The sequence below is a fragment of the Hymenobacter cellulosilyticus genome, from assembly GCF_022919215.1.
GTDB lineage: Bacteria > Bacteroidota > Bacteroidia > Cytophagales > Hymenobacteraceae > Hymenobacter > Hymenobacter cellulosilyticus.
On record NZ_CP095047.1, the window covers coordinates 1 to 16,249 of the forward strand.

Consider the following 16,249-nt stretch of genomic DNA (forward strand, 5'->3'; position numbering starts at 1 on the left):
GTTTAATTTTTTCAATAACGCTGCTTCTCGCAGCCTTAAAAGACTGAGCCCGGACTTAACCAGTAGAGGATAGTGGAACGCGATGGTGTAAGCCAGTGGCGCGCCTATTCCTACGCTATGGGCTCACTTGTTTTTTCGTTACCATGACCAAAATTGTTTCGCCTCAGGTCGCCTTTAGTGGCTTGCTGGCGCAGGTTCAGCAGATTGCGCCCGAGATAGTCAACCAAAACGGGCAGTTTCTCAACTTACTGGAAGCCCGTTGGCAGGAGCCCGGGACGCCCCGACCAGTTACCTCGCCCATTGATGGAACCCCGTTGGGCGCATTGCCCATGCTGGACCACGCTACGGCCCAGCGCGCCGTTGTTTTCGCCAAGCGGGAGGCGGGCAGCTGGGCAGCCGTTGAGCTAGACGAGCGCCGCGCGCAAGTGCAGAAGTGCCTCGCCCTCTTGCGGACGCACGCCGAGCTCATCGGCAAGCTGCTGATGTGGGAAATCGGCAAAACATATAAGGCCGGCTTCACCGACATCGACCGCGCCATTGAGGGCGTGCACTGGTACGTTGATAATATCGAAGGCCTACTGGGTAGTCGAACCCCGTTGGGCCTGGTCAGCAACATTGCCTCCTGGAACTACCCCATGTCGGTGCTGTTGCACGCCGTGCTGGTACAGGCCCTTTGCGGCAATGCCGTGATTGCTAAAACGCCTACGGATGGCGGCTTTATTTCCTTGAGCTTAGTCTTTGCGCTGGCGCGCCGGTGTGGCCTGCCCGTCACCCTGGTCAGCGGCTCCGGCGGCGAGCTGAGCGAGGTGCTGGTACGCCACAAGGCGGTCGACTGCCTCTCCTTCGTGGGCGGGCGCTACAACGGCCGCGTCATTGCCGACGCTCTCACGCAGCACCAGAAGCGCTACATGCTGGAGATGGAGGGCGTCAATACCTACGGCATCTGGGACTACACCGATTGGAAGAGCTTGGGCGAGCAGCTCAAGAAAGGCTACGACTACGGCAAGCAGCGGTGCACGGCCTACGTACGCTTCGTGGTCGAGCGGCGGCTGTTTCCGCAGTTTCTCGACACGTACACCCAAGCCATCGGCAGCCTCGCCGTTGGCAATCCGACCTTGGTCGACCACGCAACGGACGCCTTACCCAACCTGGATTTCGGGCCGGTTATCAACAAGGCGCAGGCTATGGCGCTGGACCAGCTCCACGCGGATGCGCTAAAAACCGGCGCCATCCCCATCTACGAAGGCCAGTTGGACGAGCGTCTGTTTCTGCCAGGACAGGACCGCGCCGCTTACCGCGCCCCCCGCGCCCTGGTGGGCTTGACCCGCCAGAGCGAACTGTATTTCAAGGAGCCCTTTGGCCCGCTCGACAGCATCGTGCTCGTGGACCGGGTAGATGAGCTGGTGGGCGAGATGAACATCAGCAACGGCGCCCTGGTGGCGTCGCTGGCCAGCGACGATGCCGCGTGGGCTTCCCGCACCGCCCAAGAGGTGCGGGCCTTCAAAGTGGGCATCAATCAACTCCGCTCACGGGGTGACCGCGACGAGGTGTTTGGTGGCCTGGGAGAGTCCTGGAAGGGGGCTTTTGTGGGCGGGGCACTGCTCGTGGAGGCCGTAACGGCCGGTGATAAACCGCTGCTGGGCAACTTTGGCAGCGCCACGCTGCTGCCCGTCGCGGGGTAGCGAATAGCTCATTAGAAGCTGGTACATCCTCTTGTTAGGTGGTCGGCTGCTGGTGCCAAAGCCAGCAGTTGAATAGCGAGTAGATGTAGCGAGAACCTGCTCCCCTCCCTTAAGCAAAAAAACCAGGACCGTCCGGATGACAGTCCTGGTTGCTTGGACAGCAATGGCAAACCATTTCGGCCCTTATTTCCCGTACACGGACTGTAGATACGTCAGCAGGCTGGTCGGCTCCTGACCCAGTAGCTGAGCGAGAGCAGACCCCGACACGTTGAACTCCTGGGCGTGCATGGCGGCCGCGATACCGCTCATGACGGCCACGAAGGGCTCGGGCACTTGGTGCTGCCGCATAGCAGCGGCCATGTCCGCCCCGAGATAGGCACGTAGTCCACCGCCCGGCCACTTACCTGGCTTAACGTCGCTGCCACGTCGGCGAACGAGTAGGCTGGACCGGGCGCAATGTCGTAGACCTGGTTTTCGTGCCCCGTAGTGGTCAGCACGGTGGCCAAGGCCTGGGCAATGTCATCGCGCAAGGCGTAGCTCACCTTTCCTTCCCCAGCGGCAAAGTAGAGGTGGCCCGTGGTCAAGGCTTCCGCCCCCACAAACAGGGGTACTAGATCCAGGTAGAGCGTGTTGCGGAAGACTGTGTAGGCCAGGCCCGAGGCCCGCAGGTAGTCTTCGGTGAGCAGGTGGCTAGCCGAGGCCCCGAACTGGGAATCAGGCGAGGGGTTCACCACGCTGGTATAGATAACGTGGCGCACGCCTGCCTGTTTGGCCGCGTCGATGGCATGCTGGTGCTGCTGCACCCGCAGCTGGTGCTGCGTCTCACTCGTGGAGATGAGCAGCACGGTATCAATACCCTGGAAGGCGGCTTCCAGCGACGCCGGGTCGTTGTAGTCGCCTGGTCGTACTTGTACCCCTTGCTGGGCTAGCGTGGAGGCCTTCTGCGGGTCCCGCACAACGGCCCTAATTTCGTGGGGGCGGCCTTGGTCAGCAAGGCCTGAATGGTGGCTTGGCCGAGGTGGCCCGTGGCGCCGGTGATGGCAAGCATAGCAGTTGGAAAAAGGGGGTTCAATGGTTACTTTTGGTAACTCAAAGGTACCCGCCGGTCTTTCCCAGCGCAAGAAGGCATCTTTTTCTTCCTCAGGCACATGCGTGTAACTACTGCTACTACTCAGACACTTAAAAATGCGGCGGCCGCAAAAAAAATGCTGACCGTACCCGAAGATGGCTTTGCGTTCTGCCCCGTGCGGGATGTGTTGGACCGGGTGGGCGACAAATGGTCGCTGTTGGCCATTCTGTACTTAGGCAGCGCTGAGCAGTTGCGCTTCAACGAATTGCGCAAAAACATTGCGGGCATCTCCCAACGCATGCTCACCGTCACGCTTCGTTCGCTGGAAAGCGACGGGCTGGTAGCGCGCACGGTGTATGCCGAGGTACCACCCCGCGTCGAGTACCAGCTCACCGACAGGGGACAGGGCTTGCTAGAGGCCGTGCTGCACTTGGGGCAGTGGGCCAAAGAGCACGCGCCAGCCATTCTGCAGGCCCGACAGCAAGCCTTGGCCCCAACCAAGCCCCGGTCAGTTAATGACCTCGGCTAAGACGCAACTGGTGCTGATGCCGCAAGTCCGCATCATGCTGAGCAATACCCTGGCTATTATGAAGGAAGACTTAGAAATGGCGCACAACCCCGCCGTGGAGGCCAGCGTGAAGCTAGCAGCGACCTAACTGTTTAAGCCGAAGAATGCCTTTATGGACAAGTTTGGCCTTAAGCAGTGCCCCCTTGCTATTCTACTGCCTGAGCCAATCGTGAGCCGATTCAATCGCTGTAAAAAAAAGCCCCACGGCGCTCATTCAACGAATTTCAATTAGATGCCGGCTCGTGGTGAGCCAATCATGGCCTTGGTTAAAAGTTTGGTCCAAAAGGTAATTGGTGGGCTGGTAGGCACCCGCTTTTTGGCAGCTATGAGTGACCAGGCCTCATTGCCTTAGCTACTTGTCGTGCGTGACCTTCGGACTGTTTAGGGGCTGGGCAAGCTGGTTGATGTTGAGTGGCTGCTCCCGGCAGGGCGTATCCACGATGATGGCTGGGCAGCGGGGTACTCTATTCCGCAATTTGTGCGAGTCAAACGCGCATTTGAATGGCTTGCTGCGTGGTGCCGCCGCTGAACTTTGTGGTACTCTTCGGCCTCGCGCCGCAGGAGTCCACACCCCCTATTATCCCCAGTCATGACCACTTCTTTGCCGCTAGAAACCACTTTTGCCCTTGGGGCGACTTACCGACCAGCCGGCTCGGCTTCGGGCGATGCGCATCACCGGTCCCGGTCTTTATGGTCCCCCACGGACCGACCGGCGATGCTCGCGCTACTAAGACGGGCCGTCGAACTCGGCGTGACCTTTATTGATACAGCCGACATGTACGGCCCCTTTGTGTCGGAAGAGTTGATTGCCGAGGCGCTGCATCCCTACCCCGCCGGGCTGGTGGTGGGCACCAAAGGCGGCGTGGTGCGCTACGGTCCCGGCCAGGAGGTGCTGCTCGATGGCACTCCCCAGCACTTGCACGAGGCCCTGGCCGGCAGCCTGCGCCGCCTGAAGCTCGAACGCCTCGACCTCTACCAGCTGCACCGCCTCGACCCGCGGGTGCCCGCCGAACGCACGTTTGCCGCCTTGGCGCAGGCCCAGCAGCAGGGCCTGGTGCGGCACCTGGGCTTATCGGAAGTGTCGGTCGAAGACATTCAACTCGCCCAGCAGCACTTTCCGGTGGCCTCCGTGCAGAACCGCTACAGCCTTTTCGACCGGGCGGCCGAGCCCGTGCTGGCGTACTGCCAAGCGCAGGGCATTGCCTTTATTCCGTGGTTCCCCATTGGTGGGGGCAGGTGCAGGAAACGGACGCCCTCCAGCAAGTCGCCGAACGGCACCAAGTTTCGGTCCGGCAAGTCGCCCTTAGTTGGTTGCTTCACCATGCCCCAACGTGTTGCCGATTCCCGGCACGACCAGCCTGACCCACCTGGCCGAAAATATGCAGGCGCTGCACCTGTCCCTTACGGCTGAGGATATGCAGGTCCTGGATGCGCGAAGCCACTAAGGAGCTTCGCGTCCAGACTGGCACCGCTAAGTCGCCGCACCGCCCGGTCACTTAGCCGGGTGCCCAGTTACCCGTGCTGTCCGCCACTACCATCTGGTAGTGGGCGGATAGCACGGGTTTCTTCGTAGTTTAGGTTTTATTAGCCCCATGAGTATTCCGCCCTTCGCTACCCTGTCCACTGTGGCCGACTTCACGCGGCACTACGGCTTTCCTGCCCCGGCCCACCCGTTGGTCGCGGTCGTGGACCTGGCCCAGCACCCACCCGCCGGGGTGGCCGCTGCTCCCGCTTGGCGCGCGCTCTACGTTATCCTGCTCAAGCGGCACTTTGACGGGCCACTTCCCTACGGGCAGCAGGAGTACGACTACCAGCCGGGCGAACTGGGCTTCTTCGCGCCCGGCCAGCCCGTGACGTTCTGCCCCAGCGCCGACCAGGCCGGCGCCGGCTGGCTGGTCGTCTTTCACCCGGATTTGCTGGGGCGCCCGTCAGCCAACTCGCCGCTGGGCCGCTATCCCTTCTTTAGCTATCGCGTGCGGCAGGCCCTGGCGCTCTCGGCCGCCGAGGAGCAACGACTACGGCATGCCGTGCAGGGGCTGCGACAGGAAAGCGCGCTGCCTGCCGATGCCTTCAGCCAGCAGCTGCTCGGCACCCAGCTCGACGTGCTGCTACAAGTAGCTAGCCGAGCCTACCACCGGCAATTTCCCACCGAACCGGTCGGCGGCCCCGACCTGCTCAGTCGCTTCGAGGCCCTGCTGGCAGCGTACCTGGACCACGCCGCCGACCAGCCCCTGCCCACCGTGCAGCACCTGGCGGAGGCCCTGCACGTGGCGCCCACCTACCTGGGCGAGGTCCTGCGCCGGCACACGGGCCAGAACGCCCAGCAGCACCTGCACGCCGCGCTGCTCGAAAAAGCCCGGCAACTGCTACTGAGCACGCCCTTGAGCGTGCGCGAGGTAGCCTTTCGCCTGGGCTTCGAAAGTCCCTCCTACCTCGGCCGCCTCTTCAAGCAGAAGACTGGCCTTACCCCTACCGAATTCAAGCAACTGGCAACTGAGGCGGCCATTCCGGTGCCAGCCTAACGCTCTCCGCCGGCTAGCAGGTAGGGGAGGGCAGCCCTAGCGGCACTCCACCTGACCGAGCGGCTGGGGCTGCGCCCGTAAGGCTGGCAGGCAGCCGGCCAGGCCGGGTCGGTGGGAAAAAGGGTACTGCGCAGGTAGGCCCAGGTCAGGTGCTGGAGGGCGGCGACGCGCGCCGGGCTTTCATCCGTGGTTTCCCGTGACTCGTACCCGGCAATGCCGCCCAGCGAGTGCTCGGCCCCGAACAACGTGAGCAAGCACTTGCCACCGGGCGGACTTAGCCGGTAGGCATCGGCCCGCCAGTCGGCCCCGCGCGGGCTCATGCTGGATACGTCGTGGTCCCCGACCACGACCAGCGTGGGGGTCGTCAGGTAGCGGAAGTCGGGCTGCAGAAAGGGGTGATTGCGGGCCGCCGCCGGGCTTAAATCGGCCCCACCCCGGCCTGGCGCGGCCAGCAGGATGCCCGCCTTCACCCGGGCATCCAACAGGTTGACTTCCTGCCCGTCGGCCGGGTCGGGCAGGCGGGCGCCGAGCAGCATACCCGCCGTCTGCCCGCCGTAGGAGTGCCCGGCCACGGCCACGCGGGCGTGGTCGAGGCGGCCGCGCAGGCCCGGAATGGCGTCCTCCACCATCGCCAGGTTGTCGAGGATGTGGCGCAGGTCCGCCACCCGGTGCCGCCAGATGACGGGCCGGCGGGCATCGTCGGGGGCAGGCCGAGGGTGCGCGAATCCAGGTGCGTCGGCTGCACCACGACGAAGCCGTGCGCCGCCCAGAATTGAACCAGGGGGCCGTAGCCGTGCAAAGAGGACCCGTTGCCGTGCGAAAAGAGGAGTACCGGCAGCTCACGCCCACTCACCGGCGCAGCAACCACGACCGGGCTAACGGAGATAACCGGGGCCGGCGAGCTGAGTGAGAGGCTACAAAGCAAGTCGTTCATGAGCATTAATCTTCGGGAAAAGCTGGGATATTGGGCGGCTGCTTCCACGACAAAAGTCCCGCCGTCAGGCCCATTACCAGGCATTCAGAATCCGGTTTATGCCGCACAAATTGCGGAAGCGTATAAAAAAAATCTTGTCATTTGGCTGCGAGCGCGGCTGTTTGTTCAGTTACACCTCCGTGTTTGTGTCTAACATGCTTCAACAACTAGCATCGAGCACCCTAGAGCGTGTTAATGACTAATTGAAGAAATTGGGGGATGACAAAGCCCCACCCTGGTTATCCGAGCGATGTCAGCGACGAAGAATGGGCCTTTGCCGCGCCCTACCTGACGTTGATGCGCGAAGCGGCCCCGCAACGGGAATACCCGCTGCGGAGCTTGTTCAACGCTGTGCGCTACCTGGCCCGCACCGGGGTGCCCTGGCGCTACCTACCGGGCGATTTTCCGGCCTGGCCGGCCGTTTACCAGCAGTTGCGCCGCTGGCTGGAGGCCCCCTGTTTCGAAACCATGGTCGACGATTTGCGCCAGTTGCTGCGCACAGCTTAAGGCCGACCGGCTGAGCCCTCGGCCATGCTGCTCGACAGCCGCACGCTGCAAAGCACGCCGGAAAGCGGCCCCGGGCCGGCTACGACGGGGCCAAACGGCGCAAGGGCAGCAAGGTGCACATCGCCGTCGACACGCTCGGGCACCTGCTGGCGGTGCTGGTCACGCCGGCCAACGAGCAGGACCGGGCCCAGGTAGCGGCCCTGGCCGAAGAAGTGCAGGCCATTACGGACCAATCGGTCACGCTGGCCTACGTCGACCAAGGCTACACAGGACAGGAACCGGCGCAGGCCGCCGCGGAGCAGGGCATCGCCCTGCACGTGGTGAAATTACCCGCGGCCAAACGCGGCTTTGTGCTGCTGCCCAAGCGCTGGGTTGTGGAACGCTCCTTTGCCTGGGCGGCCCGGTTCCGCCGATTGGCACGGGATTACGAACGCCTCACCAGCACCCTGGCAGGCATTCACTACTTTGTGTTTGCCTGCCTCATGCTCGTCAAAGCAAATTACATTAACCTGCTAAGTCATTAACACGCTCTAGCGCAGACCTACCATTTTGAGAAACAGCCCGCCCGGGTTTTTGTCCGCCTTTACCTTGCCGATTTTGTGCTTGTAGGTGAACGAGAACAAGGCATTGAGCTTCTTAGCATCACCCAGAATCTGGCTGATGAGCTTGGGGTCCCGGATTTCCAGCTCCTCCAGGTTCTGCAGGGCCCGGCGCTGCTTTTCTTCCTCGGCGCCATCCTCGAAGGGAATGGGCAGCTGCTGGGGCACTTGGCCATTGACAAAGAAGCGGATGCTGTGAAACGAGCGCCCTTTCTTGATCAGCTCGTAGTTGATGCGCAGGTCAGTGTGCTCGTTGATCTGGGTAGTGGCCACGTCGAGCACGTACTTCTGCAGAGCCGAAATCTTCTCGTACTGTTCCGGCTCGTGGCCCTTGGGGTCCTTGAGCGAGAGCATAATTTTGAACTCGTCCAGGGTAAAAGTCTTGGTCTCGCCGATGTCCTTCCACTGCGAAGCAATCTGGTAGATGCGTTTGGCGTACTTGCTCGATAGGCTGAACACCGACTGCAGGCGGTAGGAGGTAAAGTTGTTCTTCAGATCAATCAGGTAGCGCCGCATGCGCTCGGAGATTTCCAGTTCAATGATGCCCTCGCCCTTGATGTAGAGGGCCGAGGCCAGCAGACCCACCTGCAGCACGTGCTTGTTATCCTCGATGTGGTACTCGCGGCTGCGCAGGTTGGAGGTGGCCTCCAGCAGGCGCTGGTAGTTCCAGACCCGGCCCGTAAGCTGCTCCAGCTCCTTGACGCGGATGCGGTAGATGGTACCCGGCTTATCTTCCTTGCGCAGCACGGATAAGAGCGAGAAGACAATGTCCATCTCGCAGGCGCTCATCTCGTAACGGGCCGTGGTGATGGCATTGTGCTGCCGGATTTCCAGGTAGTTCGGGTCAGCAGTGGTAGCGGGCAGAGTCATAAGAGGGAGGCGAAATAAATAGCTTCAATAGATCAATTTACGAATAACTATGAATCTAAGGTAAGTCTTTCTTAAGTTTCTATCCTTTCGCTTACCATCTCTATCCCTTGCACTTACGATCTCTATCCTTTCGCTTACCATTTCTATCCTTTCGCTTACAATCACTATCCTTTGTACTTACCATCTCTATCCTTTCGCTTACAATCACTATCCTTAAGAGGGTATAAAAAACAGAAAATCAAGAGCTTGTGAGCCCTGCAAATAGAGTAAATACTTGACAAATAAAAAAAACTCACAAATTTGTTGATGTCCGGATTTCAAAAGGCTTTTAGGGGGTACAAAACGGGAGGGCGAGACAAGGAAACAACAAAACAGGGAGCATATTTTAGCACAAAAAAGCATTGCACTATTTCAAGAAAAAATTATACTTTTTATTACTTATAAGGCCTTCCCCGCTGACCGAATCAGCCCTGAAGATAGTATAAAAATAGCCATGGGGCTACACAGGAGCCATTTTTCAGATTCATCTGTTACTAAAGCACCAAAAGAAACTGCCGTTACCTACCCACCTGGCCGCGGAGTTGGTAAATGGCTGGTAAGGGACTCGCAAAAGGATAGAGATTGTTTGTCCTGGCCAGGTGCCGGAGGCGCAAAAGGATAGAAATGGTAAGCCAAATCACCCAGACTTTGCTGAAAGGATAGAAATGGTAAGCGTTTGCAGCCCCTCAAGCCACTATTCCTGCAAATCTGCGGCCGGCACGGGTGGTCAACCCCCGGTTTGACTTACCATTTCTATCCTTTCGAAGACGACAAGACGCTATGCTGGGTGCTTCAAAAGCTGCCTAAAATGGCCGAGAAGGCTGTTTTGATAGGTAAGCTTGCTGATTTTCGCTGCTGAACCAGGTCAGCCCGCTGTGGAGAACTCCGAGTACGGAGCCCGCGGGTCGACTTACAAAAACTATCCTTTCGCTAATCGAAAGCTATCCTTTCGCCACCGGTCCACTAGCTGAAGGGAGCCGTGATCAGGTGAAGGTGAGCTGGCTCTAATCTGGGCCGTCCCCTACCTACTGCCAGTCAGGCATGCCCAGGGAGAAGAAAGCTCCTTGAAAAACCACTTTTTATAAGTGAACAACCAGAGGAAGAAATGTCACCTCTTATGCGATAATTGCGCCGGCGCGTAAGTATGCCAATTTAGCTTCTTTATTTCACGGCATGAAAACCCCTAAACCCGCGCCGCTGACCATTCAGGTGCTGCCCCTGGAGCGCGAGCAACCCCCAAAAGTGCCCGTGGCCTGCCGCTCGCTGGCGGAGCTGATTCACTCGCTGGGCACCCGCAAGGAAGTGTCAGAGGCCTGGAAAGTTGTGCCGCGCACCCTGGCCCTGCGCATGCAGAAGCCTGAAACTGCCACGCTCGAGGAACTGCAGCGCCTAGCCGAGCTGGCCAAGCTGGACCTGCCCACCGTGTTCGAGCTGGCCTACTACCAGATGCGGCACCCGGTGGTGGTCCCCACCCCGCAGCTGGGCCGGCCCAAGCAGCACTAGCCTGGTGCGTCGCCGGCCCATTCGCGTGGGCGTGGTGCATTTCATCACCAACTTTTTACCACTCGTCCTTTTTTCGCCCTGGGCGTGCCTAGGCGTAGTAGTTTCGTCGTGTCTTAGCCGGCGGAATAGCACCCCGGATGATAAAACCTGAATTGTATGGAAGTTGCCCAGTGCCCGGAAGTGGCCCCGTTACCCTTTCCCAACCTGAGTCTGACCGTTTCCTATCCCGAGGCCCTGAGCTATGCCCAGGGGCGGCTGAAAATGCTGGGCAGCGGTGGATTGAAGCCTTTTTGTGAAACACATCAGCTCACCTACACCAACGTCATCAATCTCAAAAACGGCAAGCTTAAGCGCGAGGAACCGCGCTTGGTGCAGCGGTTGCTCAGCACCCTGGCCGTGCCCACCGAGCTGCTGCACTACCCGCTGGGCAGCAAGACCCCGTGCTTTCTGCTGCCGGATGCCGAAGCGCTGGCCGCCTTTCAAAGCCAGCTGAAGTTTCTCACAGCGGCGGAATAGGGTCCCCGCATCATCCTTTTCAGTGCGAAAATTGTCACGGTAATCCCGACAGTTCTTGCCGCAACGGGAGCCATTTAGTACGGAAATACGTTTACTTTAGTGTATCACCCTTGACCCTCGACCGATGAACAACAGCATCACGTATTCCGAGCGGGAGCAGACCACCGCCCAGCGGCAGGAGCTCATCGACAAGGCCCGCGCCTGGAGCGTCGCCCAGGGGGCCGTGCCCGGTCCGGCCGCTGAAGCTGTATACGCCCGCTACGTGGCCGGCGAGCTGACGCTGCAGGACGTCACTGACGAGCTGAAAAGTTACTACGCCAACCGGGCCGCTGCCCCGGCTGGAGCTGCTAGCCCGGCTGCGCCGCAAGGCATGATGGAGCCCGAGGAGCTGCTGCTGGCTTCTTAGCCCCTCACTACGCTACCTGATAACCCGCCCGGCCTTCGGCTGGGCGGGTTTTTTATCACTCATTGCTGCACGCCTTGGCTATTCAGGATGGATTCTACGACCCCACCCACCAAGTCATCTACAACCGGCTGGGCATCACCAACCAGGACGAGTTGCGGGAAGCCGAGGGCGCTCTGTCCATCCCCGCCATGCTGCGCGTGGTGCTCGGGCTGGTGGACATCCCGGGCCAGTTTGATGCGGCGCATATCAAGCAGATCCACCGCGAGCTGTTCAAGGACGTGTACGATTGGGCTGGCCAGACCCGCGCCCATGGACCCAACGGCCCATTCCAGGGACAGAAGCCCACCTATGTGCTCAATCCTAAGGGTGACCTCATGCGCTATGGTCCCTATGAGCAGCTTGACCAGCGCCTTGATGCCATCGGCGCCCAGCTTCAGCTGGAAAACAACCTGCGCGGCCTGACCCCGCCGCAGTTCGCCCAGCGGGCCGCGTACTACTTCGACCAGTACAACCACACCCATGCCTTTCGCGAAGGCAACGGCCGCACCATCCAGACCGTGATGGCCGTGCTGGGTCGGCAAGCCGGCTACGAAGTTGAACTCGTACCGGCTGCCGCCGCGCAGCTCAACAACGTGCGCGACCTGGCCATCATCCGCCCCTACGGTCCTTTGCAGCCGGAAAAGAACTTAGAGCCGCTGGCCCTGCTGCTGAGCACGGCCATCAAGCACATTCCCGGCCCGGAGGCTGAAAAGCTGCGTGACCCCAGCCAGGCGCGACCCCTGGCGGCGCCTACATCTGACATGCAGCGGATGGAAGCACAGCGGGTGCTGCAGGCTAGTGCCTACGTCATCGGGGGAGCCTTGCGGGACATTGACCGGGGTGATACTACCCGCGGCAACCAGCTGCTGCAGCAGATGAGCCAGGTACTGAACGGCCAGGCCACTGCAACCCAACGAGGCGGTAGCATTCAGGAAGCGGCCCTCGAAGTGTCCAAGCACCCGGTACTCAAACAGGAAGCGCCGCTGGTGCTGCACGCGGTTGCCTTGGCGCAGAGCGTGCAGCAGTTGGTGAAGCTGGAGCAGACGGCGCAGAGTCAAATCCAAGCAAAGGTCTCGGCAGAGGTCAAGCAAAAAGCTCCAGTACCCAAGCGACGTGGGCCCAAGCTATAAGCTTTTGCTAGCTCAACCAACCAGCAATAAATCCTCCAACCGTGTCGTGTACTGCGGCGTTCGCCATTGTGCCTGTCCTTCCCATGGAGCTACTTGCTGACCAGGCGCTAGGACCGTAGCTGCGAGCTTCACGGTGCCTTTTCCGAAGCGCCGGTTGAGCGCGTCCAGCTCGGCCATCAGGCGGATGCGTTTTTCCGAGACGGGAGCGGCCTCAAACAAGGTTAGCTGGGTTTGCCCTGCTGGCTCCAACCCGTCGAGTATCACCCCGGCCTTGGTGTAACGCATCCCTGGTTGCCAGAGCTTCTTCAGCGCAGCTCGGGCAAAGCGGACTAACTCCACCGTATCATTTGTAGCCACCGGCAACGTGAAAATACAAGAGCAGGAATAGGGTGGGGGTTCCAGGCCGTAACGGCTCTTGCTGATAAAAACAGTCATTGTATGCGCTGCATCCCCTTGCCGGCGCAGCTTCTCCGCTGCCCGCGAGACAAAAGCACTCACGGCCCCGGCCACGTCGGGAAAGGCACTCAGCGGCTTGCCGAAGGTGCGCGAGCAGCACAAACTGCGGCGCGAAAGCGTGCCGTCTTCACTAGGGGCCAGGCCCTGACAGGGATAGCCCTGCAGCTCGCGCACGAGCCGGGCACCAACGACCCCACCCAGGTGTTTGCGGGCAAAAGCCTCGGAGCAACCCGCCAAGCCGGCCGCGGTGGTGATGCCGGCGGTGTAGAGCTTCTGGGCGTATTGGCGGCCGATGCCCCATACATCTTCTACGGCGACTTGCTCCAAGGCCCAGCAACGCCGTGCAACCGTATCCAAATAGCAAACCCCTCCCATTGATGGGTTCTTCTTTGCCAGTCGATTAGCCAGCTTGGCTAACGTCTTGGTAGGAGCCACCCCCACACAGGTGGGAATACCGGTGCGTGCCAGCACATTGGACCGTACTTGTCGGGCAAATGTGTCTAGGCTATCAACTAGGAAGCGCTCCATGCCGTGCAGGTCCAGGAAGGCTTCGTCGATGGAGTAGATTTCGACTTCCGGTGCCACCTGCTGCAGGTACCACATTACGCGCCGTGACATGTCACCGTATAGGGCATAGTTGCTTGAAAACACGGCTACGTCGTGCAGTTCCAGCAGAGGTTTAACTTGGAAGTAAGGGTCCCCATGAGTAGGCCCAGGGCCTTAGCCTCGGCACTGCGGGATATCAAACAACCGTCGTTATTTGAAAGCACGACAACGGGGCGGCCTTCGAGCCGAGGTTGAAAGACTCGCTCGCAGGATACGTAGAAATTGTTGCAGTCGACTAGGGCGTACATAACTAGTCGCGGGTGCGCAACAGAGCTGCCAGTTTACCCGGTATCAGTTCGTGGAGCACATGGGTCACCACACCCCAGATTTTCACGTCGCCGGCATCGTGGATTTCCCAGGCCTTGTAGTCAGGGTTTTCCGGCTTGAGCCACCAGGTCCCATGCTCGCATACCAAGCGTTTGACAGTGCACTCCCCGTCCACCACGGCCACGACGATGTGGTTGTGGTCGGCTTCCATCTGCTTGTCCACTGCTAGCAGGTCGCCTTCGTGAATTTCTGCATTTTTCATGCTCTCTCCGCTCACCCGCACCAAGTAGGTCGCATCCGGATGGCGGAGTAGTAGGCGGTTCAAATCGAACAGTTCATCGATATGGTCAGAGGCCGGGGAGGGAAAGCCAGCAGATACTGTGCAACTGAAAAGCGGAAGTAAAAAGGGTGTTTGTAAGTCGTGGACTGGGATTAATTCAACATTGTGCATAATAGGCGGAGGCAAGATTTGTCCGCAAGTATACGTTATGCTAATAAAATTAGTATAAAAAATGCTAAAATTAGTGGCAGGGCGTGTAGTTTTGCTATTGATGTCCTAACAACATGTTTAGGATTGGTACCTTTACTGAGGGACATCCGAAAGTCTTAGCAATGCAAGGTGCACGTGAAATAATAGGTCCCGCTGCATTTGGGATTAAGAATTCATCACACACCGATTGCCCTTTAAATACATAGCCCAGTGACAAAAATTTCAAAGAGCCTAGTAAGCGTTTACTCAAAACCTTTGCCTTCAACTCGCTCCGGAGCTCTTTACAACGCGTTCTCCTACGTAACCAAGATTTCACCGGAAGCAATAGCTGTCTTCATAGCAACGCATACGAAACCCGGTGATAAGGTATTAGATGTTTTTGGTGGGAGTGGCACAACAGGCCTAGCTGCTCTGTTATGTGATAAGCCCTCGGAGGTAATGATTAAGATGGCCCTGGATTTGGGTGTAGAGCCTGAATGGGGACCCCGCCACGCCGTTGTGCATGAACTGAGTACCCTCGGAGCATTTGTAGCCAAGGTCTTATCGTGCCCCATTGACCCACAAAGGTTCGAGGCTGCTGCAAAACAGCTATTGGCGAAGGCAGAAAAAAAGCTAGGATGGGCGTACGAGGCTCTGGACCCCCATGGGGAAATGGGGTTCATTCGGTATTCCATCTGGTCGGATGTGCTCGTTTGCCCCAGCTGTAAAACGGAAGTATCCTATTGGGATGCTGCGGTGCGGTGGGACCCTATCCGGTTGGTAGATTCCTTTACCTGCCCTGCTTGCGAGAAGGCTTTGGCTGTCAATGCTTGTGAGCGCGCCTCAGAGACGGTGAACGACCCCTTTCTTGGAGTACCCATTGAAAGAAAAAAACGTGTTCTGGCTCAGATTTACGGCAAGTCCAAAACGGGTAACTGGAACCGTAAGCCTTCTCAGCTGGACGAACAGGTGTACGCAAGGGCGACCAATACGCTTCTGCCCACCTCGGCTCCCAATGAAGCCGTCTTCTGGGGAGACCTGTACCGAGCTGGTTATCATAAGGGCATCACTCACTTCCATCATTTCTATACTTCCCGGAATTTCTTGGCAATTGCTACTCTGTGGGAACTGACGAATGAGTTTTCGGAGGACTTGCGTGACTCGCTGCGATTGCTCATTCTGAGCTATAACGGCAGTCATTCTACCTTGATGACCCGGGTAGTAGTGAAAGAAGGGGCAGTGAATTTGTTCTCACCGGCGCCCAAACGGGCGTGCTCTATATCAGTGGCCTCCCGGTTGAAAAGAACGTCTTTGAGGGCATTAAGCGAAAAGTAGGTTCCTTGTCCCGGGCTTTTGAGACCGTCAAGGGTAGCCGAAGTACGGTCCAGGTAATCAACGCAAGCAGTACGAACGTTCAGCTTCCTGATGCCAGTGTGGATTATGTTTTTACCGACCCGCCTTTCGGGGACTACATCCCCTATGCGGAAATCAATCAGATTAATGAGGTATGGCTCGGGCGGATGACCGACCGAACAGAGGAAGTCATCATGAGCAATGCCCAAGGCAAAGGCGTTGACGACTATGGCCGCATGATGGGGCAGGTTTTCAAGGAAGTATCCCGCGTGATGAAGCCCGATGCCCTGGCTACGGTGGTGTTCCATTCGGCCAAAGCCTCCGTGTGGAAAGCCCTTACCGAAGCCTATGATTCTGCCGGTCTTTCCGTCCGGGCAACGAGCGTTCTCGACAAGATTCAAGCAAGCTTTAAACAAGTTGTATCAACTGTGTCAGTGAAAGGGGACCCGCTGCTGTTACTTTCCAAAGGGGCCACTTCATTGGGCGTAACTGGTCTTACGGCAGAGGATATAGCTACCCAAATCATTGAGCAAGCGAAAGAAGCCGTCGAATCAGAACGGGGCTCCCAACGCCTCTATTCCCGCTTTATATCCCGGTGCTTGGAAGTGGGCGAAGATGTGCACCTTGGGGCACGTGAGTTTTATGAGCGTGCCGAAAAAGCCTTAAAAGAGTAGT

At 58.8% G+C, this 16,249-nt stretch carries 16 protein-coding genes and 4 pseudogenes; 12 read left to right on the top strand and 8 right to left on the bottom strand.

What is annotated here, in order from left to right; translation table 11 throughout:
* Positions 1-143: 143 nt before the first annotated feature.
* On the top strand, positions 144-1,682 hold the full coding sequence (locus tag MUN79_RS28520; protein WP_244678473.1) for an aldehyde dehydrogenase family protein: 1,539 nt from the start codon (positions 144-146) through the stop codon (positions 1,680-1,682).
* Positions 1,683-1,865: 183 nt separating this feature from the next.
* On the opposite strand, the gene MUN79_RS28525 is transcribed toward MUN79_RS28520, so the two are convergent.
* The gene (locus MUN79_RS28525) at positions 1,866-2,030 is read right to left on the bottom strand and encodes a hypothetical protein (protein WP_244678474.1); all 165 of its coding nucleotides are present in this window, start codon (positions 2,028-2,030) and stop codon (positions 1,866-1,868) included.
* Entirely contained in the window at positions 1,988-2,830 is an 843-nt protein-coding gene (locus MUN79_RS28530) for an SDR family oxidoreductase (RefSeq protein WP_262923097.1), read from the bottom strand. The genes MUN79_RS28525 and MUN79_RS28530 overlap by 43 nt, the downstream gene beginning before the upstream one ends.
* Before the next feature lie 57 nt (positions 2,831-2,887).
* Between MUN79_RS28530 and MUN79_RS28535 the strand changes: the two genes are divergently transcribed.
* A complete protein-coding gene (locus MUN79_RS28535) occupies positions 2,888-3,280 on the top strand; it encodes a winged helix-turn-helix transcriptional regulator (RefSeq protein WP_244678539.1) in 393 nt (130 codons plus the stop codon).
* A 391-nt stretch (positions 3,281-3,671) separates the two neighbouring features.
* Here MUN79_RS28535 and MUN79_RS30500 read toward each other — a convergent pair whose 3' ends face one another.
* Complete coding sequence (locus MUN79_RS30500) at positions 3,672-3,794, bottom strand: hypothetical protein (RefSeq protein WP_262923098.1); 123 nt, start codon at positions 3,792-3,794, stop codon at positions 3,672-3,674.
* A 240-nt stretch (positions 3,795-4,034) separates the two neighbouring features.
* Here MUN79_RS30500 and MUN79_RS28540 point away from each other — a divergent pair, with 240 nt between their 5' ends.
* Entirely contained in the window at positions 4,035-4,730 is a 696-nt protein-coding gene (locus tag MUN79_RS28540) for an aldo/keto reductase (RefSeq protein WP_244678476.1), read from the top strand.
* 181 nt (positions 4,731-4,911) lie between these two features.
* Positions 4,912-5,841, top strand: coding sequence for a helix-turn-helix transcriptional regulator (locus MUN79_RS28545; RefSeq protein ID WP_244678477.1), 930 nt, complete (start codon positions 4,912-4,914; stop codon positions 5,839-5,841).
* A gap of 36 nt (positions 5,842-5,877) precedes the next feature.
* Here MUN79_RS28545 and MUN79_RS28550 read toward each other — a convergent pair.
* Positions 5,878-6,775 (bottom strand): annotated as a pseudogene (locus MUN79_RS28550) (alpha/beta hydrolase family protein).
* 258 nt (positions 6,776-7,033) lie between these two features.
* Between MUN79_RS28550 and MUN79_RS28555 the strand changes: the two are divergent.
* A pseudogene (locus MUN79_RS28555) lies at positions 7,034-7,845 on the top strand (IS5 family transposase).
* A gap of 6 nt (positions 7,846-7,851) precedes the next feature.
* On the opposite strand, the gene MUN79_RS28560 reads toward MUN79_RS28555, so the two are convergent.
* The gene (locus MUN79_RS28560; protein ID WP_244678478.1) at positions 7,852-8,790 is read right to left on the bottom strand and encodes a replication initiation protein; all 939 of its coding nucleotides are present in this window, start codon (positions 8,788-8,790) and stop codon (positions 7,852-7,854) included.
* 1,212 nt (positions 8,791-10,002) lie between these two features.
* Between MUN79_RS28560 and MUN79_RS28565 the strand changes: the two genes are divergently transcribed.
* The 4 genes from MUN79_RS28565 (at position 10,003) to MUN79_RS28580 (ending at position 12,423) form a co-directional block, all read left to right on the top strand.
* Complete coding sequence (locus tag MUN79_RS28565; RefSeq protein ID WP_244678479.1) at positions 10,003-10,332, top strand: hypothetical protein; 330 nt, start codon at positions 10,003-10,005, stop codon at positions 10,330-10,332.
* Between the two features lie 156 nt (positions 10,333-10,488).
* A complete protein-coding gene (locus MUN79_RS28570; protein ID WP_244678480.1) occupies positions 10,489-10,848 on the top strand; it encodes a hypothetical protein in 360 nt (119 codons plus the stop codon).
* 124 nt (positions 10,849-10,972) lie between these two features.
* Positions 10,973-11,254 carry an antitoxin VbhA family protein gene (locus MUN79_RS28575; RefSeq protein ID WP_244678481.1) on the top strand — a complete coding sequence of 94 codons (282 nt, stop codon included), beginning with the start codon at positions 10,973-10,975 and terminating at the stop codon, positions 11,252-11,254.
* Between the two features lie 62 nt (positions 11,255-11,316).
* The gene (locus MUN79_RS28580) at positions 11,317-12,423 is read left to right on the top strand and encodes a Fic/DOC family protein (RefSeq protein WP_244678482.1); all 1,107 of its coding nucleotides are present in this window, start codon (positions 11,317-11,319) and stop codon (positions 12,421-12,423) included.
* A gap of 12 nt (positions 12,424-12,435) precedes the next feature.
* Here the strand turns inward: MUN79_RS28580 and MUN79_RS28585 are convergent, their stop codons facing one another.
* The 3 genes and pseudogenes from MUN79_RS28585 to MUN79_RS28595 all read right to left on the bottom strand — a co-directional run bounded on the left by MUN79_RS28585 (position 12,436) and on the right by MUN79_RS28595 (position 14,203).
* A complete protein-coding gene (locus MUN79_RS28585) occupies positions 12,436-13,254 on the bottom strand; it encodes a DinB/UmuC family translesion DNA polymerase (protein ID WP_375378286.1) in 819 nt (272 codons plus the stop codon).
* 84 nt (positions 13,255-13,338) lie between these two features.
* A pseudogene (locus MUN79_RS32155) lies at positions 13,339-13,733 on the bottom strand (Y-family DNA polymerase); the annotation flags it as partial.
* A gap of 2 nt (positions 13,734-13,735) precedes the next feature.
* Positions 13,736-14,203, bottom strand: coding sequence for a LexA family protein (locus tag MUN79_RS28595; protein WP_244678485.1), 468 nt, complete (start codon positions 14,201-14,203; stop codon positions 13,736-13,738).
* A 249-nt stretch (positions 14,204-14,452) separates the two neighbouring features.
* On the opposite strand from MUN79_RS28595, the pseudogene MUN79_RS28600 reads away from it, so the two are divergent.
* The 3 genes and pseudogenes from MUN79_RS28600 to MUN79_RS28610 all read left to right on the top strand — a co-directional run.
* Positions 14,453-14,599, top strand: a pseudogene (locus MUN79_RS28600) (hypothetical protein); the annotation flags it as partial.
* 81 nt (positions 14,600-14,680) lie between these two features.
* Complete coding sequence (locus tag MUN79_RS28605; protein WP_244678540.1) at positions 14,681-15,556, top strand: hypothetical protein; 876 nt, start codon at positions 14,681-14,683, stop codon at positions 15,554-15,556.
* Positions 15,557-15,654: 98 nt separating this feature from the next.
* On the top strand, positions 15,655-16,248 hold the full coding sequence (locus tag MUN79_RS28610; RefSeq protein WP_244678486.1) for a hypothetical protein: 594 nt from the start codon (positions 15,655-15,657) through the stop codon (positions 16,246-16,248).
* The last annotated feature ends 1 nt before the right edge of the window (position 16,249 follow it).